The sequence below is a fragment of the Sphingomonas sp. H160509 genome, assembly GCF_024124765.2.
Taxonomy (GTDB): Bacteria; Pseudomonadota; Alphaproteobacteria; order Sphingomonadales; family Sphingomonadaceae; genus Sphingomonas.
Genome location: NZ_JAMXSR020000002.1, coordinates 1,252,560 through 1,275,784, shown reverse-complemented (window position 1 = coordinate 1,275,784; position 23,225 = coordinate 1,252,560). Strand labels below are relative to the sequence as shown.

Below are 23,225 nucleotides of genomic sequence, written 5' to 3'. Positions count from 1 at the left end.
TCGGCTCGCCTTCACGCCATCGCCGCGAGCAGCCGCCCGACATCCACCGTCGCGAACGAGGCGAAATTGTCGGCCACCCCGAACGGCAGCAACAGCGTGCGATCATGGACGATTCCGCCGCAGCTATACACGACGTTCGGCACATAACCGTCGCGTTCGGCCGGGCTCGGCACGATCAGCGGATCGGTCATCCGCGCGAGCAATTTGGTCGGGTCGGCCTTGTCGAGCAGGCATGCGCCGATGCAGTAATTACGGACGCTGCCGACGCCGTGGGTCAGCACCAGCCAGCCCTCGTCGATCTCGATCGGTGAGCCGCAATTGCCCATCTGGATGAATTCCCACGGCCATTTCGGCTCGACGATCTTGGTGCCACCGTCCCAGGTCAGCAGGTCGTCCGAGGTCAGGTACCAGATGTTCTCGTTATCCTGCCGCCCGAGCATCGCATAGCGCCCGTCGATCTTGCGTGGGAACAGCGCCATGCCCTTGGTCGCCGCGACCGCGCCGCGCATCGGTTGCATCTCGAACGTCTTGAAGTCCTCGCCGCGGAGCAGTTCGCAGCGCGCTTCCGAGCCGCTGAACGCGGTATAAGTGCCGAGATACTGCACCTTGCCAGCGTCCTCGAAACGGACGAGCCGCAGGTCCTCGATCCCCTGATGTTGGCTTGGCAGGATCGGAAAGATCACCGTCTCCGACAATTCGCGACTGCCACCGCATTCCAGTCGGGTGGGACCGCCATCGGTCGCACCCTGATCCGTCGGTGTGACCCGCGGCGGCACCGCGGTCTGGCTCGCGGGATCGACCGAGAAACCGTCGTCGGGCGACCAGCTTCCGGTGCGGAACGTGACCGACGAGACATGACCTTCGCCGATCCCGCGTAGCGACAGGATGAAGCGCAGGCCGCCTTCGGGGGCGTTGGCTTGATCGGGGTCGAGCACCATGCTCGGGTTGAACAGCGCGGCCGCCTCGAACGAATATTCACCGCTGAGATAGGCGCCGATCAGCAGTTTCTGGTCGGTGTCGATCTCGCGCGGGTCCTTCAGCACCGCCATGATCTCGCCGAAGCGGTGCAGGAGAAGCTCGTCGACATCGCGATGGCGTTCGTCGAGCGACTCCATCACGCGACGACGCTCGGCGCGGAGTTCGTCGGGCGAGAGCGACAGAACGCGGTCGATCACGCGGACGGCGCGGGGGTGGCCATCGACCTTGAACGCGCCGGGATATTCGATGTTGAACGGCCGGATGACGGTCCGCGATGGGTCTGGCCGCAACTGAATATTGGAAAAGGCGACGAGTTCGGCTTCGGCCATGGTCGGCTCCAGGTGACGCGCTGTCGTCGCGTCGAAATGGACGCCACGACACCGCGAGGGGTGCCCGGCACTGAACGCCGAAACCGCCGCCATGGCTACATGAATTCCCCGTCACGCGCGGCTGCCGAAACACCGCGGAAAACTTCGCCTGTCACACCGCCAGCTCGATCATTCGACGACCGATGCACGAAGGACGCGGTATGCAGGCTCAACCATCACGACCCGGCAATTGTGCGATCGGCCGCCACATGCCGCGATCCCGGCACCGCGACGTGAAGAGCGAGCCGATCCAGCGCTCCGCCTGCCGGTGCTGCGGCGCGGCGATCGTCAAGTCCGCGGTCAGTCGTCGCTGGATCGTGTCGGGCATGCTTGGCTGAACCGAATGCCGCGCCGATGGCGTCAGGGCTCGCGACGTTCCGGAGGCGGGGCGGTCGGTTCGTCCGAGCCGTTGCGCCACGTCTCGCCGCCCGCGCGTGGGAGTTCGCCGTGGGTCAGCGCGCCGTCATGGTTCCGGTCGAGCGCGGCGAAGCGCGTTGCCGCAGCCTTGGCAAACTCGCCTGAATCGATGCCGCGGTTCAGGTCCGCATCGGCGGCGATCACCGGCTCCGGCAAGTCGAAGAAGCCGTAGCGCGCGGCGCCGATGCGTTCGTGGACGGCGGTGGCGCCCTTCTTGCTGTCGCCGTTGCCGAACTGCATGCCCTGACCGCCGGACCCGCCGCCACCTCTTCCGCGGCCGCCACGACTTCGCCCGCCACCTTCGGACCTTGGCCCGCGTCCGCCCGATGCCACGCGAATCTCGGGGGCCAGGACGTTTTCGTAATAGGCGATGTCGTCGGGATCGATCTCGCCGTCCTTGCCGCGATCGAGCACCGCGAAGAAACGAGTGGCGTCATGCTGGAATTCGGCCATCGTGATCCTCCCGTCGCCATCGGTATCGGCGCCCGCGAACCACAGGTCCTGTGCCGCGCCCGGCTTGAGTGACGCGCGGAACGGTTCGCCCATCGGACTGATGAACAACTGGCCGCGGCCCCGTGCCGGACCATAACCGCCCTGTGGGTGCGGCGTCTGGGATGAGCATCCGGCCAATGCGGCGGCGATGCCAAGGTAAAGGACGTTACGCATGCAATCTCCCGAGATGCCGTGATATTCGTCTGACACGGCGATCGTTGCCGCGATGTTTCGGCTGACCGCTCGCGCAGTTCAGATCGGCAACGTCACCCGCGCGAGCAACCCGACGCCCGGGCGGTTCTCGATCGTCGCATCGCCGCCATGCGCGCGCGCCACCGCGCGGACGCTGGCGAGGCCAAGCCCGCTGCCGCCGGTGTCGCGATTGCGCGATTGCTCGGCGCGGAAGAACGGCTCGAACGCGCGGGCGAGATCCGCTGGCGCCATGCCCGGCCCTGAATCGCACACCTCGACGATCGCGACCCCGCCCTCGCTGCGCACTTCCACTTCGGCATGGCCGGCATATTTGACCGCGTTGCCGACCAGGTTCGCGATCAGCGCCTTCAACGACGGCGCATCGCCCTCCAGCGTGAGCGGGTCACCCGGAAGCAAAGCCACCGCATCGCCGCGATCGGCAAAATCATCCGCGACGCTCTCGGCAAGCGAGCGGAGATCGAGCCGCTGGCGGCGGACATGCCGGGTCATGTCGCGGACGAACGCCATCGCCGAACCGATCCGCTCGCTCATCTCCTGGATGTCGCCCTCGCTTGCCGCACGGATATCGTCGGGCGCCTTTTCGAGGCGCAGCGACAACCGCATCAACGGCGTCCTCAGATCATGCGCGACCGCGGCGATCAGAGTCGTCCGATCCTCGACATAGCGATTCAGCCGCTCCTGCATCAAGTTGAACGCGGTGGCCGCTTCGGCGATCTCCGGCGGGCCGACGATCGGCAGCGGTTCGGCGCGGGGATCGCGACCGAGACGCTCGGCGGCGGCGGCAAAAAGCGCAATCGGCTTTACGACGCGCCGCGCCATCACCCATGCCACCGCGGCCGCAACCACCATTGCAACCAGGAACCACAGCACGATCCGCATACGCCAAGGGCCGATCGTGGTGTGCGTCGGCCGGATCACGTGCCACCGGCCGTTCGGCATCTCGATCGACACGACGAACGGGCCGAACAGCGCATTATCGAACGATTGCGGCAGATGCCCCGAACGGCCCATGCCGAGCGGCAGCGGCGGCCGGAGTGCGCCTGCGAACAGCGGCATCGCCGATCGTTCGGTCTCGACGGTCACCTTGGTTCGCGCCAGTCCGAGATCGGCGGCAATCGATTCGGCGAGCCGAGCGTCGCGCGGATTGTCGGTCGGATGGGGCGGGCCGGTGGCAATCTCGACCTTCAACTGACCGGTCGGATCGCGCCCTGTCCGCGCCACCGCAGCGACGCGGTTGGCCGTGAAGATCTGCGGCCGAGGCGGCGGCATCAGCAGCACGATCGCAAAGTTCAGGATCTGGACCAGCAGCACGGTCGTCAGCCCCAGCACGAAGATGCGCAGGAACATCGGCCAGGACCGCTGCGGGGTACGCCGTATCGGCTGGTCGATCTTGCCGGCTGTCGTCATCGGGTGGCGCATCACAGGCGCACCACGCGGGGAACGAAGAAATAGCCCTCGTTGCGGATCGTCCGGATGATCTCGTCGTCGTGCGAGCGCAGCTTGCGGCGCAAGCGGCTGACCTGGACGTCGATCGCGCGATCGAAGGCGTCGGTGTCGGGGCCTCGCGCCGCTTCCAGCAACGCGTCGCGTGCCAGCACGCGCCGTGGTCGCTCGACGAACGCGCGCAACACCGCGAACTCGCCGTCGGTCAGGTCGATCAGCGTGCCGTCGGGATCGAACAGCTCGTGCGCCGCGAAATCGACGCGCCAGCCGAGGAACCCGAACGCGCGGCTGTCCCCAGCATCCTGCATCTCGCGCGCCCGCAATGCGGCACGAACGGTCGCCAGGATCTCGCGCGGGCTGCACGGCTTGGACAGATAATGGCTCGCACCGATCTCCAGCCCCAGGATCCGGTCGGGCTCGTCGCCCAGCGCGCTCAGCATCACAACCGGCGGTGCCCCCGTCCGCGCCAAGCGACGACACACCGATAGCCCGTCCTCGCCGGGCATCATCACGTCGAGCAGGATCAGCGACACCGCACACCGCGCGAGCACGCCGTCCATCTCCTGCGCGTTCGTCGCGGTCTCGACCTGATAGCCGTGCATGCCGAGGCTCTCCGCCAGCAGCGTGCGGATCATGTGGTCGTCATCGACCACCAGCAGCACGGGTTTCGCAAGGTCGGGCACGGAAGCAGGGATCATGCCGCCGTCCTGCAAGGCAAGTGTGTTCGGCATATTTCTGTTGGTCGATCGAGGCCGCTCATGGCTGCCCGCGTCGGGCTGCAACGAAATCGATGAACGCGCGCAGTGGTGCCGGGAGATACCGCCGTCCCGAATAATAGAGGAACGGACCGGAGAAGCGCTGCCACCACGGTTCCAGCACCGGCACCAGCGCGCCGCCGTCGAGATGCGGTCGGAGCCAATCCTCGAACAGGTGGATGATTCCAGTCCCCGCCAGCGCCGCATCGACCGCGAGATCGGTGGCCGCGCCGACGCGCACGATCAGCGGTCCGCCGGGCTCGACCTTGACGATCTCGCCGTCGCGCTCGAACTCCCAGGGCATCATCGAGCCGCTGGAGAACTGACCGCGGATACAGGCGTGGTCGAGCAGATCGCGGGGATGCACGGGCGTGCCCCGGCGCGCGAGATAGTCAGGGGACGCCGCGGTCGCGAACCGTTGCTCGCGCGGACCGATCGGTATCGCGATCATGTCCAGTTCGAGCCGTTCGTCGTAGCGGATACCGGCGTCGCACCCCGCGGCGAGCATGTCGACGAAGCTGTCCTCGGCGATCACCTCCAGCCGGATATCGGGATAGGCGGCAAGGAACGCCGGGACGATCGCGGGCAGGACCAACCGCGCGGCGCTGACCGGTACGTTCAGCCGCAACGGTCCCGCCGGCAAGTCGCGATAGCCGTTGACGACGTCCAGCGCCGCCTCGACTTCGGCGAGCGCAGGGCCGAGCCGGTCGAGCAGCCGCGCCCCGGCTTCGGTCGGCGCCACGCTGCGCGTCGTCCGGTTGAGCAACCGCACGCCGAGCCGCGCCTCCAGTCGGCGTACCGCCTCGCTCAGCCCCGACGCACTGCCGCCGCTGATCCGTGCGCCGTCGCGAAATCCGCCCGCCCGCGCGACCGTGACGAACGCGGAGAGATCGCCTGCGTCGACTGCCATTGTGCGTACTCCCGTACAGCCCGTGCCGATACTGCCGCGTTATCGTAACAGCCAAGGCGGTCCATATGAAGGTCACACTTCGAAAGGACCGGATCATGACCACGCACGGCATCACCATCACCGCCCCGCTCGCAGGCCGCACCGTCAACCGTCTCGGCTACGGCGCCATGCAGCTCGCCGGCCCCGGCGTGTTCGGGCCTCCCAAGGATCACGACGCGGCACTCGCGGTCCTGCGCGCGGCGGTCGAGGCATGCGTGAATCATATCGACACGAGCGACTTCTACGGCCCCCACGTCACCAATCGCCTGATCCGCGAGGCGCTGCATCCGTATCCGGACGACCTCGTGATCGTCACGAAGATCGGTGCGCGGCGGGGACCTGAGGGCTCATGGGATCCTGCCTTCTCGGCCGCGGAGCTGACCAGCGCGGTCCACGACAATCTGCGTAATCTCGGGCTGGAAGCGCTCGACATCGTCAATCTGCGCGCGATGTTCGATGCGCATGGACCCGCCGAGGGCTCGATCGCCGAGCCGCTCGCGACGCTCGTCGATCTCCAGCGGCAGGGTCTGGTCCGTCATATCGGGCTCAGCAACGTCACGCCGACGCAGGTCGCGGAAGGGCGCGCGATGGCGACGATCGCCTGCGTGCAGAACCAGTATAATCTCGCGCACCGCGACGACGATGCGCTGATCGACGACCTTGCCGAGGCGGGGATCGCGTATGTGCCGTTCTTCCCGCTCGGTGGGTTCTCGCCGTTGCAGTCGACTGCGCTGTCCGATGTCGCGCGCGATCTGGACGCGACTCCGATGCAGGTCGCGCTCGCGTGGCTGTTACAGCGTTCGCCAAACATCCTGCTGATCCCCGGCACGTCGTCGGTCGGTCATTTGCGCGAGAATCTTGCGGCGGGGGAGATCATGTTGCCAGCCGATGCGATCGCGACACTCGATCGCATCGGGAAGGACGCCGCTAGCGAGTAAGCATTTCCGTCCGGGCGGCGGACGGCTAACGGCAGCGTCATGGCCAAGAAACGCTACCTCACCGCGACGCTGCCCGACGGCTATGTGAAGACGATCGGCCCGACCGCGACGCCGTTCACGCATTACTGGCGGATCGTCGCGGTGCTGGCCAACGGCAAGACCGAGATCTTCTGGGGCCACACCAAATCGCTGGCCGAGGCGAAGAAGAAGCGCAACGCACTTGCCGAGGCCGCGGTGCAACGCGGGTGGCAGCGCTATGACTTCGAGTTCGTCGAGCTGGTGCCCTCCGACGGCTGATACCGCCCGCCCGCTCAGGCGGGGGGAGCGCCTTCACCAGGTCGAGCACCTGCGCCGCCAGTTCCATCCGACAGATCAGCAGGTCGGGCAGATACGGATCCGCGCAGTTATAGACGAGCGGCGATCCGTCGACGCGGCTGACATGGAGCCCGGCCGCCTGCGCGACCGCGATCGGTGCGCAATTGTCCCACTCATACTGCCCGCCGGTGTGGAGATAGATGTCGGCCTGGCCGCGCACCACCGCCATCGCCTTCGCCCCCGCCGAGCCCATCGGCACGAGCGTCGCCCCCAACGTCTCGGCGACCGCGACCGCCTCGCGTGCGGGCCGGCTGCGACTGACCAGCATGCGGAGCGGATCGCCCGCGGGTTCCAGCGGCTTCGGCGAACCCGAGGTCAGCGTCATCCCGAGTCCCGGCAGCGCCACGGCGCCCACGACGGCGACGCCGTCGATCGCGAGCGCGACGTGCACCGCCCAGTCGGTCCGCCCTTCGCCATATTCGCGCGTGCCGTCGAGCGGATCGACGATCCAAGCGCGGCGCACCGAACAGCGATCGCCGGTATCCTTCTCTTCCTCGGACAGGATCGCGTCGTCGGGCCGCGCCGCGCGCAGCATCCGCATCAAGAAGGTGTTGGCCTGCTCGTCGCCCGCCTTGCCAAGATCCTTGCCGGTCAGCCCGCTGCTTTTCTGCAACGCGAGCAATATCTCCCCCGCCTCGGTGGCGACGCGTTCGGCGAGACGGACGTCGCTTTCCATGACCGTCACTTAAGCGGCATGATCTGGCGGACGATGAACGCGGCGGCTTCGACCGGCGTCATCTCGACCGTATTGACGCGAATCTCCGCGTTCAGCGGCGCCTCGTAAGGGCTGTCGATCCCGGTAAAGTTCTTCAAATCGCCTGCCCGTGCTTTCTTGTAGAGGCCCTTCACGTCGCGACCTTCCGCCACATCGAGCGGCGTGTCGACGAAGATCTCGATGAATTCGCCCGCCGGCAGCATCGCGCGCACCATGTCGCGCTCGGCACGGAACGGCGAGATGAACGCGGTGAGCACGATCAGCCCGGCGTCCGCCATCAGCTTGGCTACTTCGCCGACACGCCGGATATTCTCGATCCGGTCAGCCTCGGTGAACCCCAGATCCTTGTTCAGGCCGTGACGGATGTTGTCGCCGTCGAGCAGGAAGGTGTGCCGGTTCATCAGGTTGAGCTGTTTCTCGACCTCGTTGGCGATCGTCGACTTGCCCGCGCCCGACAGCCCGGTGAACCACAGCACCGCCTGTTTCTGGTTCTTCAGCCCGGCATGCGCCTCGCGGCCGATATCGGTCGCCTGCCAATGGACGTTCTGCGAGCGGCGCAGGCTGAAATGGACCATGCCCGCCGCGACCGTCGCATTGGTGATCTTGTCGATCAGGATGAACCCGCCGAGCACCTTGTTCGGCGCGGCACCTTCCTGCGCATAGGCCTCGAACACGATCGCGCGGTCCGTCGTGATCTCCGCCACGCCGATCGCGTTCAGCTCGAGCGTCTTGGTCGCGAGCCGCTCCATCGTGTTGACGTTGACCTGATATTTCGGCTCGCGCACCGTCGCCGACATCATCTGCGTGCCGAGCTTCAGCCAATAGGAGCGACCGACGATCAGCGGCTCGTCGTCCATCCAGACGATCGTCGTCTCGAACTGGTCGGCGGTTTCGGGCGGCGCGTCCGACGCGGCGATGACGTTGCCGCGCGAGCAGTCGATCTCGTCGGTGAACGACAGCGTGACGGACTGCCCCGCGACCGCCTCGTCGAGGTCGCCGTCGAGCGTCGTGATCCGGATGATCGTCGAGGTCTTGCCGCCGGGCAGCACGCGGATCGCGTCGCCGGGCCTAACCGTACCGGCGGCGATCTGGCCCGAGAAACCGCGGAAATCGAGGTTGGGTCGGTTGACCCACTGCACGCTCATGCGGAACGGCTTGGCCTGGTCGTCGTCGACATCGACATCGACCGCTTCGAGATGCTCCATCAGCGTCGGGCCATCGTACCACGGCATGGTTTCGGACCTGAGGGAGATGTTGTCGCCCTTGAACCCCGAGATCGGCATCGGCGTGAACGCGGTGATGCCGATGCTCTTCGCGAACGCCGCATAGTCCCCGACGATCTCGTCATAGCGCGCCTGGTCGTAGCCGATCAGGTCCATCTTGTTGACGGCGAGCACGAGGTTCCGGATGCCGATCAGGTGCGCCAGATAGCTGTGGCGCTTGGTCTGGGTCAGTACGCCCTTGCGCGCATCGACCAGGATCACGGCAAGGTCGGCGGTCGATGCGCCGGTCACCATGTTGCGGGTGTATTGCTCGTGACCGGGCGTATCCGCGACGATGAACTTGCGCTTTTCGGTCGAGAAGAAGCGATAGGCGACGTCGATCGTGATGCCCTGTTCGCGCTCGGCGGCGAGCCCGTCGACGAGCAGCGCAAAGTCGATCTCGCCACCTTGCGTGCCAACGCGCTTGCTGTCCGCCTCGAGCGCCGCGAGCTGATCCTCGAAGATCATCTTCGAATCGTACAGCAGCCGGCCGATCAGCGTCGATTTGCCATCATCGACCGAACCGCAGGTGATGAAGCGCAGCATCGTCTTGTTGCGATGCTGGTCGAGATACGCGTCGATATCCTCCGCGATCAGCGCGTCGGTCTGGTAGGCAGACTCCTGCGTGGCGATGTCGCTCATCAGAAATACCCCTCCTGCTTCTTCTTCTTCCCATGCCAGCGCCGCCGGCATCCTTGTCGATCGCGCGGCCTTGGCGCTCGCTGGTGGTGGTCAGCAGCGTTTCCTGGATGATCTCGGACAGCGTCGACGCCGTGCTCTCGACCGCACCCGTCAGCGGATAGCAACCGAGCGTGCGGAAACGAATCGAACGGTCGACCGGGACTTCGCCGGGTTCGAGACGGAAGCGGTCGTCGTCGACCATCAGCAGCATGCCGTCGCGCTCGACCGTGGGGCGCACGCCAGCATAGTAGAGAGGCACGATCGGCACGTCGTTGAGCTGGATGTATTGCCAGACGTCGAGCTCCGTCCAGTTCGAGATCGGGAACACGCGGATGCTCTCGCCCTTCGATTTCCGCGCATTGTAGAGGTTCCACAATTCCGGGGCGCTGGTTCTTCGGGTCCCAGCCATGCGTCGCGGTGCGGAACGAAATGATGCGTTCCTTCGCACGCGATTTCTCCTCGTCGCGCCGCGCACCACCGAATGCCGCGTCGAACCCGTGCAGGTTGAGCGCCTGCTTCAAGCCCTCGGTCTTCCACATGTCGGTGTGGAGCGCACCGTGATCGAACGGATTGATCCCACGCGCGGCAGCTTCGGGATTCTGGTAGACGAGCAGTTCCATGCCGCTTTCCGCCGCCATCCGGTCGCGCAACTTGTACATTTCCTGGAATTTCCAAGTCGTGTCGACGTGCAGCAGCGGGAAGGGCGGGGGCGACGGGTAGAAGGCTTTCCGCGCGAGGTGCAGCATCACCGCCGAATCCTTGCCGACCGAATACAGCATCACCGGCTTGTCGGCCTCGGCGACGACTTCGCGCAGGATGTGGATCGCCTCCGCCTCGAGCCGTTCCAGATGGGTGAGTGTCTTCGCCATGATGTGTCTCCGCGGCGCCGTTTGCCCCGCGCAGGGCGGTGTCGGCAATCAATGCATTCTTCGGTCGGGGAACGCTTCGCTATCTCATGCCGCCAATGACGGCACCGCGCACCATGCACGATTTCGCGGCGAACCCTGCGCTGCAGTTGCCCGCTCGCGATCGACGCCGTACGCAACGCACCTGTTTCGATCCGTCTGGGACCATGCCGCCATGTCCGTTGCATCGTTGAAAATGCGTTCCTGGTTGTTCGCGCCGGGGGACAGCGAGCGCAAGATGACCAAGGCGATCGAAGGTAGCGCCGACATCGTCCTGTTCGACCTCGAAGACGCGGTGACGACCGAGAACAAGCCGCTCGCCCGCCAGACCGTCCACGACGTGCTGGCCGCGCACGTCGCACACCGCGCGCGGATGTGGGTGCGGGTCAATCCGCTCGACGGACCATATACCCTGACCGATCTCGCTGCGATCATGCCGGCGCGTCCGGGCGGGATCATGCTGCCGAAAGTTACGGGTCGGCAGGATGTCGAACGGCTCGATCATTACCTGTCCGCGTTCGAAGCGGCGAACGGCATCGCGATCGGGTCGACCCCGGTGATCGTGCTGATCACCGAGACGGCGGAAGCGATGTTCCACACGGGCGACTATAAGGGCGCGCCTCGGGTGGTCGCGCTGACTTGGGGCGCGGAAGACCTGGCGGACTCGATCGGCGCTAGCGCGAACTGCAATCCCGATGGCAGCTACCGCTTCACCTACGAATTGGCGCGGTCGATGTGCCTGCTGGGGGCCGCGGCGGCAGGCGTTACCGCGATCGAGACGATCCAGGGCGACTTCCGCGACCTCGACACGCTGAAGACGCGCGCAGAGCAGGTCCGGCGTGACGGTTACCGCGGGATGCTTGCGATCCATCCGGCGCAGGTCGACGTGATCAACGCAGCCTTCACGCCGACCGAGGCGGAGATTGCCAAGGCGCAGGCGATCGTCGATCTGTTCGCGGCGAACCCCGGCGTCGGCACAATCGGTTACAAGGGCGGCATGCTCGACCGACCGCATCTGTCGCGTGCGGAGCATCTGTTGCGGCAGGTCGGGCGCGCGTGATCCGGGCGTTCTAGCCGACCCCCAATCCGCCAGAAGTGCGGCGCCGTCGGAGGTAGGGGCGATCCGTCCCGGCGTGCGGGACAGCCGCGGGGCCGGGGCCGCCTGCCAGATGCCGTCGATGACGACACCGCGATCCGCCATGTGACGATGCGTCGGCACCTCGTCGAGTTCCAGCACCGGCGCAAAGCAGGTGTCGGTGCCTTCCAGCGCGTCGCACCAATCGTCCCTCGACCTGGTCACGAACACTGTGGCGAAGCGTCGCGCGGTTTCGGGCCAGCGCTCGACGACCATCTGGTCCGCCGCGAGGTCGGCGGGGAGCCCCAGCCGATCGAGCAGTTCCGCGTAGAATTTCGGCTCGATCGCGCCGACCGAGACGTACCGCCCATCGGCGCAGGTGTAACAGCGGTAGAACGGCGCCGCGCCGCCGAGTAGATTGCGGTCGCGGTCCATCGACATCACCCCGGCCGGGACCATTCCCGCGAACAGCGCCATCATCGACGAAACACCGTCGACGATCGCCGCATCGACGACTTGGCCCAGTCCCGATCGCGCGCGTTCGAGTAGCGCCGCGAGGATACCGGTAACGAGATACAGCGACCCGCCGCCGAAATCGCCGATCAGGTTGAGCGGCGGCGGCGGCGGCGTTCCCGGCGCGCCGATCGCCGCGAGTGCGCCGCTGAGTGCGATGTAATTGAGATCGTGGCCCGCAACCTGCGCGAGCGGTCCGGTCTGTCCCCAACCGGTCATCCGCCCATAGACAAGCCGAGGGTTGCGTTCGAGCATCACCTCCGGACCCAGGCCGAGCCGCTCCATCACGCCCGGTCTCAACCCCCTCGATCACGACGTCGGCGCGGTCCGTGATCGCCAACGCCCGATCTCGCCCTTCCGGCGTGCGGATATCGAGCGCAAGCCGGGCGCGGCCGCGGTCGAGCACGGGATTGCGAAAACCACCGCCGACCCGCTCGATCCGCAGCACCTCCGCACCGAGATCGGACAACAGCATCACCGCATGCGGGCCCGGCCCGATGCTGGCGAACTCGACGACCCGCAGGCCCGCCAGCGCCGTCATGCGCCGATACTCATCATTGCCATGCGATCCGATATCCGCGCTGTTCGGCTGCAAGGTGCGACCGATGCCGAACCGGAGTCAAGAAAGCGTCGGCGGGTCCAGCGGCACCATGTCCTTCAGCATGACGCCGGGGTCGGCGAGGATGGCCCGGTCGATCACAGCGCCGGCTTCCACCAGCTTGCGCCCCTGGACGTAATCCTTGACCGCTCCCACGCAGTCGAGCGCGATGACGCGGCGATCGCGCAGGTACACGACCGAGAATTTGCGCGCCGCCGGATCGCCGCGCAGGACCGCCTCGTCATAGCCGATCGACAGTCCGACGGTCTGCAGCTTCAGGTCATACTGGTTCGACCAGAACCACGGCACCGCGTCATACACCGCCGGCTGGCCGACGATGTCCTTCGCCACGACGGCGGCCTGGTCGTTCGCATTCTGCACCGATTCGACACGCACCGCCGCCCCACCGGCAAACCGGTTGGCGTGCAACGCGCAGTCGCCGATCGCATACACGTCCGGCACGCTCGTCCGGCATACGCCATCGACGGCCACGCCGTTGCCACCCGCCGCACCAGCGTCGATCAGGGGCGCGACTTCGGGAAGGATGCCGATGCCGACGATCACCATGTCGGCGGCGATGACGGTGCCGTCCCCCCAGCCGGACCCCGGTGACGCGGTCATCGCCCAGAATGCAGTCGACCGACTGCCCCAGCCGCACGTCGACGCCGTGCGCGCGGTGCTCCGCCTCGAAGAACCGCGACAGGTCTTCGCCCGCCACCCGCGCGAGTACCCGGTCGAGCGCCTCGATCAGGATGACGGACTTGCCGAACTTGCGCAGCACCGCGGCGGCTTCGAGCCCGATATACCCGCCGCCGATCACGACCGCGGTCCCGACATCCGGCAGTTCGGCGATCATCCGGTCGGCGTCGGCGCGGTCGCGCACGGTGTGGACACCGGTGAGATGATGGCCAGCGCAGGTCAGTCGTCTGGGCGTCCCGCCCGTCGCCCAGACCAGCCGGCCATAGCCGATCGTCGTACCGTCCTCGGTCGTTGCGCTGTGGCCGACCGGATCGACCGATACGATGCGCGATCCGAGCCGCAGATCGATGCGCTGTTCGGTCCAGAACGCCGCCTGTCGGATCAGGATACGGCCGAAGACCTTCTCGCCCGACAGATACTCCTTCGACAAGGTCGGCCGTTCATAGGGAAGCTCGGCCTCCTTGCCGACGATCAGGATCGATCCCTCGAAACCGGTCTTGCGCAGCGCGATCGCACATGCCGCACCGCCGTGCCCGCCGCCGACGATGACGACATCGGCGAACACAGTCGTGTCCCGCGGCGCATCGCCTGTGATGCTGTCCATATCGCTACCCTCGTCCACCTGGTGCCCGGTCGAGTAGCACGCCGATCTGCCCTCGTGGTGCGCATTTCTATTGGCGATGTCGGATGACCTCAACTGCGGCCGCATACCGTCGAGCGCGGTGAACACCGCCACTTGTGCGAAGTTACCGTAAAGCGCGCGCGATGTGTATTAGGCATCGTGGCCGGGCTCTGCGCTCGGACGGGGATTGCCGAAGTGATTGCAGACGGAACTGCCGAAATACCCAAGGCTCATGCGTGGGACTCCGACCATCTGCGGCTTGCGGTCACCGCCGCGGGTGTCGCCCTGTGGGCATGGAACGTCGACACCGACGCCTTCACGATGGACGAGCGTGGCTTCGAGCTTTGGGGCCTCCCGTGGCGCGCCGAAGTCACGTTCGAGGAATTGTCGGCGCATATCCATCCGTCCGATCGCGACCGCGTCCACTCCGCTTTCGCCGCCACCCGCGCGGTGCTCGGCAGCTATGAGACCGATTTCCGGATCATGATCGGCGAGGAGGTCCGCTGGATCTCGGCACGCGGGCAGGGCGAGGATGTCGGGATCGTCGGACGGACGATGTTCGGCATCTTCCTCGACGTCACCGGTCGCAAGCAGGCCGAGGAGGGCAACGAACTGCTCGCCGGTGAAATGAGCCACCGCGTCAAGAATTTGCTGGCGATCGCGAGCGGCCTGACCGCGATCACCTCGCGCACTGCGCCCAATACGCAGGACATGGCGCGCGAACTGACCGAACGGTTGAGCGCGCTGGGGCGGGCGCACGATCTCGTCCGTCCGCTGCCGGGCGGGCAGGGCGACGCGGCGTTGCTGGGCGATTTGCTCTCGGTGTTGCTGGCCCCCTATGACGACATGGGCGCCTTCAAGGGCCGCATCCGCGTCGCGGTCGAGCGCATGGGCGTCGGGGAAAATGCCGCGACCGGACTTGGGCTGATCATCCACGAACTCGCGACCAACTCGATGAAATACGGCGCGTTGTCGGCACCGACCGGGACGCTCGACCTGTCCAGCACCGCGACCGACGACGAAGTGATCCTGACCTGGCTCGAACGCGGCGGTCCGGAAGTGGAAAGCCCGAATGCCGGAGAAGGCTTCGGCAGCAAGCTCGTCCGCCGTACCGTTGCCGGGCAGCTGGGGGGCTCGATCGCCTATGAATGGTCGACGGGCGGGGTGATCATCACACTGAAGATGCGGCGGGACCGGCTTTCATCTTGACTGGCCTTCAACGCTCGGCCGCGATCACCAGGATAGTAGTTTAGTACCTGATTCGGGTGCAGGAATACTGCGGAAACATCCGCGGTCCGATGGGTTATGTCTCTGGGCAATATGAGTTTCGGGTCTGCCGGAGCGCGAACTCCTTTGCCCGTGCGACCCCTATCGTTTTCACCAGCGCGGAGCAGCGCGGGATATTCCCGCCGGCTTCGTCGTTTGAAGCCCCATCATCCACGTATCCAAGGAGATCATTCATGAACACCGACACCCTCAGCGGCGCAGCAACGGACGTCAGCGGCAAGGTCAAGGGAAACCCTTGGCGGCGCAATCGGCGACAAGTCGCTGCAGAGCGAAGGCGCAGCGGATCAGCTGACCGGTACCGTCCAGAAGACGGTCGGCCAGGCCAAGGACGTCGTCGAAGAGAACATCCGTCCGCTGGTCGACTATGTCCGCCAGTTCTCGAAGGAACGTCCGTTCACCGCCGCAGCACTTGCCGGTGTACTGGGTATCGCCCTGATCAACACGCTCCGCGGCAAGTAAGCCACGGCGCGTCGCGGCGGGGGCGCATGATCGCTCCCGCCGCTATACCTTCACTCGCGTTACCGAAGACGTACGACACCAAGCGCACTCGATCGTTGCGCTACCGATAAACACGCCGCGGCTGGTCGATCGAATATCCGACGACCTCATCGCGAACCACGCACACCAACGCGCTGCAATTGCGGACCGTGATCCACGGTCGCGCTGCTGAAGCGCTATGTCGATCGGACGTCGGAGAGGAGGACCGCATGACGGATCATACGGATTACGAAACCGATTACGATTCCAACCTCGTCGTGGGACACCGCGAGCAGCGATCCGACGACGACTGGGACAAGGTCTGGAATACCGACGATCGCAACCGCGATACGCTTCGCAAGATCGAGTTCGGGCTGGCGGTGATCGCTGCAGGCGTAGCACTCGTCATGGTCCGCGGCGGATGGCTACGGATGACCGCTCGTCCGAACCATGTCGTGCCCTCGGCGGCCGATATTCACGTCCAGATGCCGCCGCCGCGCTAAACCGGGCGCTCGAATACATAGCCCCCGAATAAAGAACGACTGCCAGCACTTGGGCTGGCAGTCGTCATTCCCGTTACGCGGCGGAGCGTTCCGCCTGCTTGTCTTCGAGACGATCGCCGCTGCGATCATTGGCTGCGGCGCCGGTGATCTCGATCCGGCGCGGCTTCATCGCCTCGGGAATTTCGCGTTTCAGCGCGATGCGCAGCAGGCCGTTGTCGAAGCTCGCATTCTGGACCTGCACGAAGTCGGCAAGCTGGAAGCGGCGCTCGAACGCACGGGTCGCGATCCCGCGGTGGACGAAGCGGCCGTCGTCGCGTTCGTCGGGCTTGCGCCCGCTGACCGTCAACTGGTTGTTCTGCGCGACGACCTCGATGTCGTCGGGGCGAAACCCGGCGACGGCGAGCGTGATCTGATAGCTGTCCTCGCTCTCGCGTTCGATATCGAACGGCGGGTAGCCATCGACTGTATCGGTCCGCGCGGTCGCTTCCAGCAAGTCGAACAGCCGGTCGAAACCGACCGTGGAACGGCGGTAAGGCGTAAAGTCGAAGTTCGTCCTCATATCCAAATCCTCCCTCATGAGCAATCTGAGCACGAGGAGCACCGGTAAAGCCGGTGCCCTCAGTCGCCGGACCGATCGACGCGTCCGGCGACCGGGGAAATAATTTCGCGTGCCAAGGCGTCAAGATTGCCGAACGAAATTTTTGCACCGGTCGCGAGCGGCGGCGATCCGCTACTTGATGCGCTTCCACGCCTGCGTCTTGCAGCCGAACCCCGCGAACATGCAGCCTTCGCCGACCAACGTGCGGGAATCGATCTGCGTGATCGTGCCGGACACGGTCTGGCCGACATCGGGAATGAAGACCTCGCCGCTCCATCGACCAGGCTCGTCCTCGACGAAATCGCGGAACAGTTCCTCGCCGACGAGCTGGTCGACGCCGCCGCGCTGCGCGTCGTCGATCGCAGTGCGGCTCGCCCACACGACCGTCCCGCATATCGCATCCCGACAGCGCTTGAAGGTCACGTGGACGGTGTTGTGCGGGTTGGCCCAGATCCCGGCGGGCGGCGGGGTCCGTGCCGCGGCGGGCGCGGCGACTAGCGAGAGTGCCAGAATTGCGGCCGAATATTTGAAAAGCATGTCATCCTCTCGAACTTCCTGCCGGATCGAACGTGCCAAACCTCGCTTCGAGCCCTGTCGAAAAGGTAAAACCGGATTTTCGATTGCCACCTATGCGGCTGATTTGGCTCAGTATCTAATGGTCGGCGTTGCGATGATTTGGTCGCTACCCTAGATACCGGGATTGGTGATCATCGATGAGTAAACTGTTTTGACTGATATCATCGACAGCGCCGCCGAAAGCGCCCCGAAGATGACGGCGGATGCCGAGCGGATCGCGGCCGAGCTGATCGCGCAGGACGTCGGCACCGATCCGTTCGTCGCGGCTGTGCGGGCCACGCGGATGCCGATGATCATCACCAATCCCCGGTTGCCCGACAATCCGGTCGTTTTCACCAACGACGCGTTCTGCCGGTTGAGCGGGTATAGCCGGGCGGAGATCCTCGGCCGTAATTGTCGGTTCCTGCAGGGGCCGGAGACAGATCCCGCGACCGTCGTTAAAATCCGCGAGGCGGTGCGGCAGGTCCGGCCGATCGAGATCGACATCCAGAACCACCGCAAGGACGGGGAGCTGTTCTGGAACCGCCTGTTGCTGGCGCCGGTCTACGATACCGAAGGCGTGCTCGCCTATTTCTTCGCGAGCCAGGTCGATGTGACGCTCGAGCGCGAACGGCTGCAAGGTCTGGAATCGAGCAACGCCGCGCTTCTGGCCGAGCTGACCGACCGGTTGCGGATGCAGCAGGAGCAGGAGCGCGAGCTGGCCTTCACGTTGAAGGCTGCGCGCTTCGGAACCTGGAGCCTGGAGATAGCCAGCAAGCAGCTGACTGCCTCCGATACGTGCAAGGAAATTTTCGGCCGCCCCAGCCACGAGCCCTTCACCTACGAGGACCGGCTCGAGGCGATCCATCCCGAGGATAGAGCGAAAAGCGTTGCCGAAGTCCGTCGCTGCGTCGCGGAGGGCACCGACTATGACGTGATCTACCGCATCTATCGCCGCGATGGAGAACTGCGCTGGCTCGCCTCGCGCGGCCAGCCCTTCTTCAACACCGAGGGCGAGGCGTTGCGGATCGCCGGCGTCTCGACCGACATTACCGACCAGCGTCGCAGCGAGATCATGCGCGCGGCGCTCGTCGAACTGGGCGACGTGTTTCGCGACACGGACGAACCGGATGATATCTCCTTCGCGGCTGCGCGGATCATCGGCCAAACGGTCGGGGCGGACCGAGCGGGCTATGGCGAGATCGACGCCGACACGCTCACGATCATGCGCGACTGGAGTGCGCCGCGCGTCGCGCCCCCTTTTTGGCAGCTTCGATCTACGCAGCTTCGGAACGTACATCGACGATCTGAAAAATGGCGACGAGGTGTGTATCGAAGACGCGCACACCGATCCGCGGACGCGATCGACGGTCGCCGCGCTCGAGGCGATTTCCGTCCGCGCGATCGTCAACATGCCGATCATGGAAAACGGACGGCTGGTCGCGATGCTCTACCTCGGCAGCGGCCGTGCACGGCAATGGCGCGCGGACGAGGTGGCGTTCGTTCGCGAGGTCGCCGAGCGGACGCGCATCGCGACCGAGCGGCGGCGCACGGAGCAGGAGCTTGCAGCTCTCGCCGCGTCGCTCGAACAGCAGGTCGTGGCGCGGACCGGCGAGCTCCAGCATGCCGAGGACGCGCTGCGCCAGTCGCAAAAAATGGAAGCGGTCGGCCAGCTCACCGGCGGCGTCGCGCATGATTTCAACAATCTGCTGACCGTCATCCGGTCGGCGACCGATCTGCTGAAGCGTCCGGACCTCAGCGCGGAACGGCGCGAACGCTATATCGACGCGATCTCCGATACGGCCGATCGTGCCGCGAAACTCACGGGGCAGCTGCTCGCCTTCGCGCGGCGACAGGCGCTCCAGCCCGAGGTGATCGACGTCGGGCATAGCCTGCGCGTCATCGCCGATATGCTGGGCACGCTGACGGGCTCGCGGATCGTCATCGACATCGACGTGCCCGAGACGCCGCTGTTCACCAACGTCGATCCGAGCCAGCTCGATACCGCGCTGGTGAACATGGCGGTCAACGCGCGTGACGCGATGGACGGCGCGGGTCATATCCTTATCGCGGTGCGGCCCGCATCGTTCATACCCGCCGTTCGCTCGCACCCGGCCGTGCCTGGGCGCTATGTCGCGATCTCGATGACCGACAGCGGCACCGGCATCGAACCCGAGAAACTGGAACGGATCTTCGAGCCGTTCTTCACGACCAAGGGGGTCGGGCAGGGGACCGGCCTCGGGCTCAGCCAGGTGTTCGGGTTCGCCAAACAGTCCGAGGGCGACATCGTCGTCGAAAGCCCGCCGGGCGAGGGCGCGACGTTCACCTTGTATCTGCCACAGGTCGACGAGAGCGACCGTCTCGCCGAGGACGACACCGTCCAGACGCTGGCCGACGGTCACGGAACCTGCGTGCTGGTCGTCGAGGATAACAGGGAAGTCGGGACGTTCACCACCCAGTCGCTGGCCGAGCTTGGCTATGTGACGGTGTGGGCGGCCAATGCGCAGGAGGCGCTGGCGGAGCTGGGCAAGGATGCCTCGCGCTTCGATATCGTCTTTTCGGACGTGGTGATGCCGGGGATGAACGGCATCGAACTCGGCAAGGCTATCCGCGCCGACCATCCGAGCCTGCCGGTCGTGCTGACGTCGGGGTACAGCAATATCCTCGCGCAGGACGGTACGCACGGGTTCGAGCTGCTCCACAAGCCGTATTCGGTCGAGCAATTGTCGCGCGTACTGCGCAAGGCGGCGGGCTGGGGAAGCGCCGACAGGAGTTCGGACGGCTCGGCGGAATAACGGAGAGGCTGCCGATCCGCGGGCGAAGGGCTCAGGCGGTCGGCGCCATCAACGACCGGATACGCTGCGCCGTTTCCGGGGAGGCGGGATTGTAGACGATCATCCCGAGGTCCGGCCGACCGTCGACCGCAAACGCCGAGAATTCGAGTTCGAGCAAACCGTGTACCGGATGGTGAAGCCGCTTCAGGCCGTCAGCATGCCGGGCAACGTTGTTGTCGCGCCATAACGCGTCGAATTCGGGACTGAGCCGCGACAGTTCCTCGACCAGTTGCGCGATCTCCGCGCCCGCACCGGCACGCGCTGCATCCGCGCGAAACGTACCGACGACATAGCGGGCGACGTTGAGCCAGTCCTCCTGCGCCGCCTTGATGCTCGCATTGGTGAACATCAGGCGCAGGATGTTGCGCTGGTCGCGGGGCAACGTTGAATAGTCGGTTAGCAGCGTTGCCGCCGCCGCGTTCCACGCGACCACGTCCCAGGTCGGCGTCTTGACGATCGCCGGGCTGAATTCCAGCGCATCCAGCACCCGCTGCAGCCGCGGCGTGACTTCGTCGGAGGCGCGATAGGTCGCTTCGGGCGGATGGCCGAGACCAAGCACGAACAGGTGTTCGCGCTCCGGCTCGGTCAGCATCAGGCCGCCGGCGATGCGGTTGAGGACGTCGGCCGACGGCGCGCCGCCGCGGCCCTGTTCGAGCCAGGTGTACCAGGTCGCTGAGATGTTAGCGCGCTGGGCGACTTCCTCGCGGCGCAGGCCGGGCGTCCGGCGCCGGCCGCCACTGAACCCGAACGCCGCGGCGTCCATGCGTGCCCGGCGATCGCGCAGGAACGTGCCGAGCGCATTGTCAGTCTCGATAGACATCGACATCCTGTTGAAGATTATACCATGATAAGGTCACTACTTTTACGGGTGTCGAAGTACGCCCAAGTCTTGCTCCGGACAATATCGGAGAGTTTGGATGCGTGTATTTTTGACGGGTGCGACGGGGTTCATCGGGTCGCGTATCGTGCCGGAACTGCTGAGTGCGGGTCATCAGGTCTTGGGTCTTACCCGGTCGGATGCCGGCGCGCGGTCGCTGGTAGAGGCTGGCGCCGAGGTACATCGCGGTGATCTCGTCGATCTCGACAGCCTGCGCAGCGGAGCAGAGCAGGCCGATGCGGTGATCCACACCGCGTTCGATCACGAGTTCACCAACTTCGTAGCAAACTGCGAGAAGGACCGTCGCGTGATCGGCGCGATGGGGGAGGTGCTCAAGGGGAGCGACCGTCCCTTGATCATCACGTCGGGTACCGGGATCGGCGATACTGGCCCGGGCAAGCCTGCGCTCGAGTCCGCGTTCAACCCCGATTATCCCAACCCGCGGATCGCGTCGGAAAAGGCGGGGCATGTGCTGCTGGAAGCCGGCCTGGACGTCCGTGTCATGCGCCTTCCGCAGGTCCACGATACCGTGAAGCAGGGACTGATCACGCCCTATGTCGATATCGCGCGCGAGAAGGGCGTGGTGGCCTATGTCGGTGACGGCGCCAATCGCTGGCCCGCGGCGCACGTGCTGGACGTGGCGAAACTCTACGCGCTCGTGCTCGACAAGGGCGAGAAGGGCGCGCGGTACAATGCAGTTGCGGAGGAAGGCGTCAGCGCGCGGGCGATCGCCGAGGTGGTAGCGGCTGGACTGGGCCTGCCGACGCTATCGTTGACGCAGGACCAGGCGAACGACCATTTCGGCTGGTTCGGCATGTTCGCCTCGCTCGACATGCTTGCCTCCAGCGACTGGACGCGCGCGCAACTCGGCTGGAACCCGACCGGCCCGGGGTTGATCGCCGATCTGGAAGCGACGGACTATGCGCCGGGCCTAGTCGCCGCCTGACCGGGCATCCCGCTGGCGGCAATTTATAGTTTGCCGTCAGCGGGATACGCGTCGAGCAGATGCCGCTTGCATCGGTGCGCGGCTCGGGACCATCCTGCGACATTGTATACGGGGGTCTCATGCGTCGTCTCATCACTGCGGTACTGCTCGCCTGCGTCGCCACGCCTGTTCTCGCCAAGACGGTGGTCGTCGAAGAAGTGTCGCTCGATCGGTTGAGGACTCTGATGAACGACGGCTCGGCCAACAGCGTCGACATCACCCAGGCCTATCTCGCGCGGATCGCCGCGATGGATCGCAAGGGGCCGGCGCTGCACAGCGTCATCGCGGTCAATCCCGATGCCCTCGCGCAGGCCCGGGCGCTCGATGCCGAACGCAAGGCAGGGCATGTGCGCGGTCCGCTGCACGGCATTCCGATCCTCATAAAGGCGACAATATCGAGACCGCGGATCCGCTGCCGACGACCGCGGGCAGCCTCGCTTTGCGCGACAACATGACGCGCCGGGACGCGCCGATGGTCGCGTACCTGCGGCGCGCGGGTGCGGTGATCCTCGGCAAGACCAACTTGTCGGAGTGGGCGAACATACGCTCGACCCACTCCATGAGTGGTTGGAGCGCGGTCGGCGGGCTTGTGCGTAATCCCTATGCGCTGGACCGGACCGCGTGCGGCTCCTCGTCAGGATCGGGAGCCGCGGTCGCGGCGAGTTTCGCCGCCGCGGCTATCGGAACCGAGACCGACGGTTCGGTCGTATGCCCGTCGTCGCTCAACGGTCTGGTCGGTTTCAAGCCTTCGATCGGTCTGGTCAGCCGGACGCATGTCGTGCCGATCAGCCATAGCCAGGATACGCCGGGGCCGATGGCGCGCAGCGTCACCGACGTCGCGATCCTGTTGTCGGGCATGGTCGGTGCGGATCCCGCGGACCGCGTGACGGCGGCGGCGGTGACCAAGGATTATGCCGCGGGACTCTCAGCCAGCGCGTTGTCCGGTATGCGGATCGGAGTCGTCAGGCCCGACGGTGTACGTCCGCGGATCTCGTCGTCCGCTACAATGCGGCGCTGAACGTCCTGCGCGCAGCGGGTGCCGTGCTGGTCGAGGTCAAGACGCCGAAGCTCGACGGACTGGGCGAAGCGGAACTGATGGTCCTGAAAACCG

Annotated in this window: 21 protein-coding genes and 6 pseudogenes; 11 read left to right on the top strand and 16 right to left on the bottom strand. The window is 65.8% G+C overall.

The genetic code is table 11. The features are described from left to right. Positions 1–11 precede the first annotated feature (11 nt). The 6 genes from NHF48_RS07915 to NHF48_RS07890 form a co-directional block, all read right to left on the bottom strand. A complete protein-coding gene (locus tag NHF48_RS07915; protein ID WP_253072369.1) occupies positions 12–1,307 on the bottom strand; it encodes a glycoside hydrolase family 130 protein in 1,296 nt (431 codons plus the stop codon). Positions 1,308–1,515: 208 nt separating this feature from the next. Beyond that, complete coding sequence (locus tag NHF48_RS07910; protein ID WP_253070779.1) at positions 1,516–1,674, bottom strand: hypothetical protein; 159 nt, start codon at positions 1,672–1,674, stop codon at positions 1,516–1,518. Between the two features lie 32 nt (positions 1,675–1,706). After that, positions 1,707–2,429 carry an EF-hand domain-containing protein gene (locus NHF48_RS07905; RefSeq protein WP_253070778.1) on the bottom strand — a complete coding sequence of 241 codons (723 nt, stop codon included), beginning with the start codon at positions 2,427–2,429 and terminating at the stop codon, positions 1,707–1,709. A 78-nt stretch (positions 2,430–2,507) separates the two neighbouring features. Beyond that, positions 2,508–3,875, bottom strand: a complete 1,368-nt coding sequence (locus NHF48_RS07900; RefSeq protein WP_263816817.1) for a sensor histidine kinase — start codon at positions 3,873–3,875, stop codon at positions 2,508–2,510. An 11-nt stretch (positions 3,876–3,886) separates the two neighbouring features. Then, the gene (locus NHF48_RS07895) at positions 3,887–4,609 is read right to left on the bottom strand and encodes a response regulator (RefSeq protein WP_253072368.1); all 723 of its coding nucleotides are present in this window, start codon (positions 4,607–4,609) and stop codon (positions 3,887–3,889) included. Between the two features lie 58 nt (positions 4,610–4,667). Beyond that, on the bottom strand, positions 4,668–5,576 hold the full coding sequence (locus tag NHF48_RS07890) for a LysR family transcriptional regulator (protein ID WP_253070776.1): 909 nt from the start codon (positions 5,574–5,576) through the stop codon (positions 4,668–4,670). Between the two features lie 95 nt (positions 5,577–5,671). Between NHF48_RS07890 and NHF48_RS07885 the strand changes: the two genes are divergently transcribed. Together NHF48_RS07885 and NHF48_RS07880 are read left to right on the top strand one after the other, a co-directional pair. Further along, positions 5,672–6,553 (top strand): aldo/keto reductase family oxidoreductase, encoded by an 882-nt coding sequence (locus tag NHF48_RS07885; RefSeq protein ID WP_253072367.1) that lies wholly within the window; start codon positions 5,672–5,674, stop codon positions 6,551–6,553. Positions 6,554–6,592: 39 nt separating this feature from the next. Continuing rightward, entirely contained in the window at positions 6,593–6,850 is a 258-nt protein-coding gene (locus NHF48_RS07880; protein WP_253070775.1) for a hypothetical protein, read from the top strand. A gap of 25 nt (positions 6,851–6,875) precedes the next feature. Here NHF48_RS07880 and NHF48_RS07875 read toward each other — a convergent pair. From NHF48_RS07875 to cysD, 4 genes and pseudogenes are all read right to left on the bottom strand, one after another. Further along, positions 6,876–7,604, bottom strand: a pseudogene (locus NHF48_RS07875) (3'(2'),5'-bisphosphate nucleotidase CysQ); the annotation flags it as partial. 5 nt (positions 7,605–7,609) lie between these two features. Further along, positions 7,610–9,502 carry a sulfate adenylyltransferase subunit CysN gene (gene cysN, locus NHF48_RS07870; RefSeq protein ID WP_263817026.1) on the bottom strand — a complete coding sequence of 631 codons (1,893 nt, stop codon included), beginning with the start codon at positions 9,500–9,502 and terminating at the stop codon, positions 7,610–7,612. Next, positions 9,417–9,995, bottom strand: coding sequence for a phosphoadenosine phosphosulfate reductase domain-containing protein (locus NHF48_RS07865; RefSeq protein WP_263817025.1), 579 nt, complete (start codon positions 9,993–9,995; stop codon positions 9,417–9,419). Before NHF48_RS07865 ends, cysN begins: the two co-directional genes overlap by 86 nt. Continuing rightward, positions 9,955–10,455: pseudogene (gene cysD, locus NHF48_RS07860) on the bottom strand (sulfate adenylyltransferase subunit CysD); the annotation flags it as partial. The gene NHF48_RS07865 and the pseudogene cysD, both read right to left, overlap by 41 nt. Positions 10,456–10,687: 232 nt before the next feature. Here cysD and NHF48_RS07855 point away from each other — a divergent pair. Then, positions 10,688–11,551, top strand: a complete 864-nt coding sequence (locus NHF48_RS07855; protein ID WP_253072366.1) for an HpcH/HpaI aldolase/citrate lyase family protein — start codon at positions 10,688–10,690, stop codon at positions 11,549–11,551. A 120-nt stretch (positions 11,552–11,671) separates the two neighbouring features. Here NHF48_RS07855 and NHF48_RS07850 read toward each other — a convergent pair. The 3 pseudogenes from NHF48_RS07850 to NHF48_RS07845 all read right to left on the bottom strand — a co-directional run. Continuing rightward, positions 11,672–12,334: pseudogene (locus tag NHF48_RS07850) on the bottom strand (CoA transferase); the annotation flags it as partial. 106 nt (positions 12,335–12,440) lie between these two features. Continuing rightward, positions 12,441–12,554, bottom strand: a pseudogene (locus tag NHF48_RS24855) (CoA transferase); the annotation flags it as partial. Positions 12,555–12,698: 144 nt separating this feature from the next. Further along, positions 12,699–13,980: pseudogene (locus NHF48_RS07845) on the bottom strand (NAD(P)/FAD-dependent oxidoreductase). Between the two features lie 213 nt (positions 13,981–14,193). On the opposite strand from NHF48_RS07845, the gene NHF48_RS07840 reads away from it, so the two are divergent. The 3 genes from NHF48_RS07840 to NHF48_RS07830 all read left to right on the top strand — a co-directional run bounded on the left by NHF48_RS07840 (position 14,194) and on the right by NHF48_RS07830 (position 16,265). Further along, positions 14,194–15,207 (top strand): sensor histidine kinase, encoded by a 1,014-nt coding sequence (locus tag NHF48_RS07840; protein WP_253070773.1) that lies wholly within the window; start codon positions 14,194–14,196, stop codon positions 15,205–15,207. 324 nt (positions 15,208–15,531) lie between these two features. Beyond that, positions 15,532–15,744: a CsbD family protein gene (locus NHF48_RS07835; RefSeq protein WP_342454730.1), complete on the top strand. Its 213-nt coding sequence runs from the start codon at positions 15,532–15,534 to the stop codon at positions 15,742–15,744. A 248-nt stretch (positions 15,745–15,992) separates the two neighbouring features. Next, complete coding sequence (locus NHF48_RS07830) at positions 15,993–16,265, top strand: hypothetical protein (protein ID WP_253070772.1); 273 nt, start codon at positions 15,993–15,995, stop codon at positions 16,263–16,265. A 73-nt stretch (positions 16,266–16,338) separates the two neighbouring features. Here NHF48_RS07830 and NHF48_RS07825 read toward each other — a convergent pair whose 3' ends face one another. Both NHF48_RS07825 and NHF48_RS07820 read right to left on the bottom strand, forming a co-directional pair. Then, on the bottom strand, positions 16,339–16,824 hold the full coding sequence (locus NHF48_RS07825) for an Hsp20 family protein (protein ID WP_253070771.1): 486 nt from the start codon (positions 16,822–16,824) through the stop codon (positions 16,339–16,341). Positions 16,825–16,995: 171 nt separating this feature from the next. Next, positions 16,996–17,400 carry a DUF2147 domain-containing protein gene (locus NHF48_RS07820; protein WP_253070770.1) on the bottom strand — a complete coding sequence of 135 codons (405 nt, stop codon included), beginning with the start codon at positions 17,398–17,400 and terminating at the stop codon, positions 16,996–16,998. A gap of 232 nt (positions 17,401–17,632) precedes the next feature. On the opposite strand from NHF48_RS07820, the pseudogene NHF48_RS07815 reads away from it, so the two are divergent. Beyond that, positions 17,633–18,430, top strand: a pseudogene (locus tag NHF48_RS07815) (PAS domain-containing protein); the annotation flags it as partial. Next, entirely contained in the window at positions 18,378–20,213 is a 1,836-nt protein-coding gene (locus tag NHF48_RS07805) for an ATP-binding protein (RefSeq protein ID WP_446741126.1), read from the top strand. The pseudogene NHF48_RS07815 and the gene NHF48_RS07805, both read left to right, overlap by 53 nt. Positions 20,214–20,244: 31 nt before the next feature. On the opposite strand, the gene NHF48_RS07800 is transcribed toward NHF48_RS07805, so the two are convergent. Next, a complete protein-coding gene (locus NHF48_RS07800; RefSeq protein WP_253070769.1) occupies positions 20,245–21,072 on the bottom strand; it encodes a helix-turn-helix transcriptional regulator in 828 nt (275 codons plus the stop codon). Between the two features lie 97 nt (positions 21,073–21,169). Between NHF48_RS07800 and NHF48_RS07795 the strand changes: the two genes are divergently transcribed. The 3 genes from NHF48_RS07795 to NHF48_RS25850 all read left to right on the top strand — a co-directional run bounded on the left by NHF48_RS07795 (position 21,170) and on the right by NHF48_RS25850 (position 23,132). Continuing rightward, the gene (locus NHF48_RS07795) at positions 21,170–22,075 is read left to right on the top strand and encodes an SDR family oxidoreductase (RefSeq protein ID WP_253070768.1); all 906 of its coding nucleotides are present in this window, start codon (positions 21,170–21,172) and stop codon (positions 22,073–22,075) included. 119 nt (positions 22,076–22,194) lie between these two features. Next, a complete protein-coding gene (locus NHF48_RS25855; protein ID WP_446741125.1) occupies positions 22,195–22,569 on the top strand; it encodes an amidase family protein in 375 nt (124 codons plus the stop codon). Beyond that, a complete protein-coding gene (locus NHF48_RS25850) occupies positions 22,566–23,132 on the top strand; it encodes an amidase family protein (protein WP_446741124.1) in 567 nt (188 codons plus the stop codon). Before NHF48_RS25855 ends, NHF48_RS25850 begins: the two co-directional genes overlap by 4 nt. Positions 23,133–23,225: the final 93 nt, after the last annotated feature.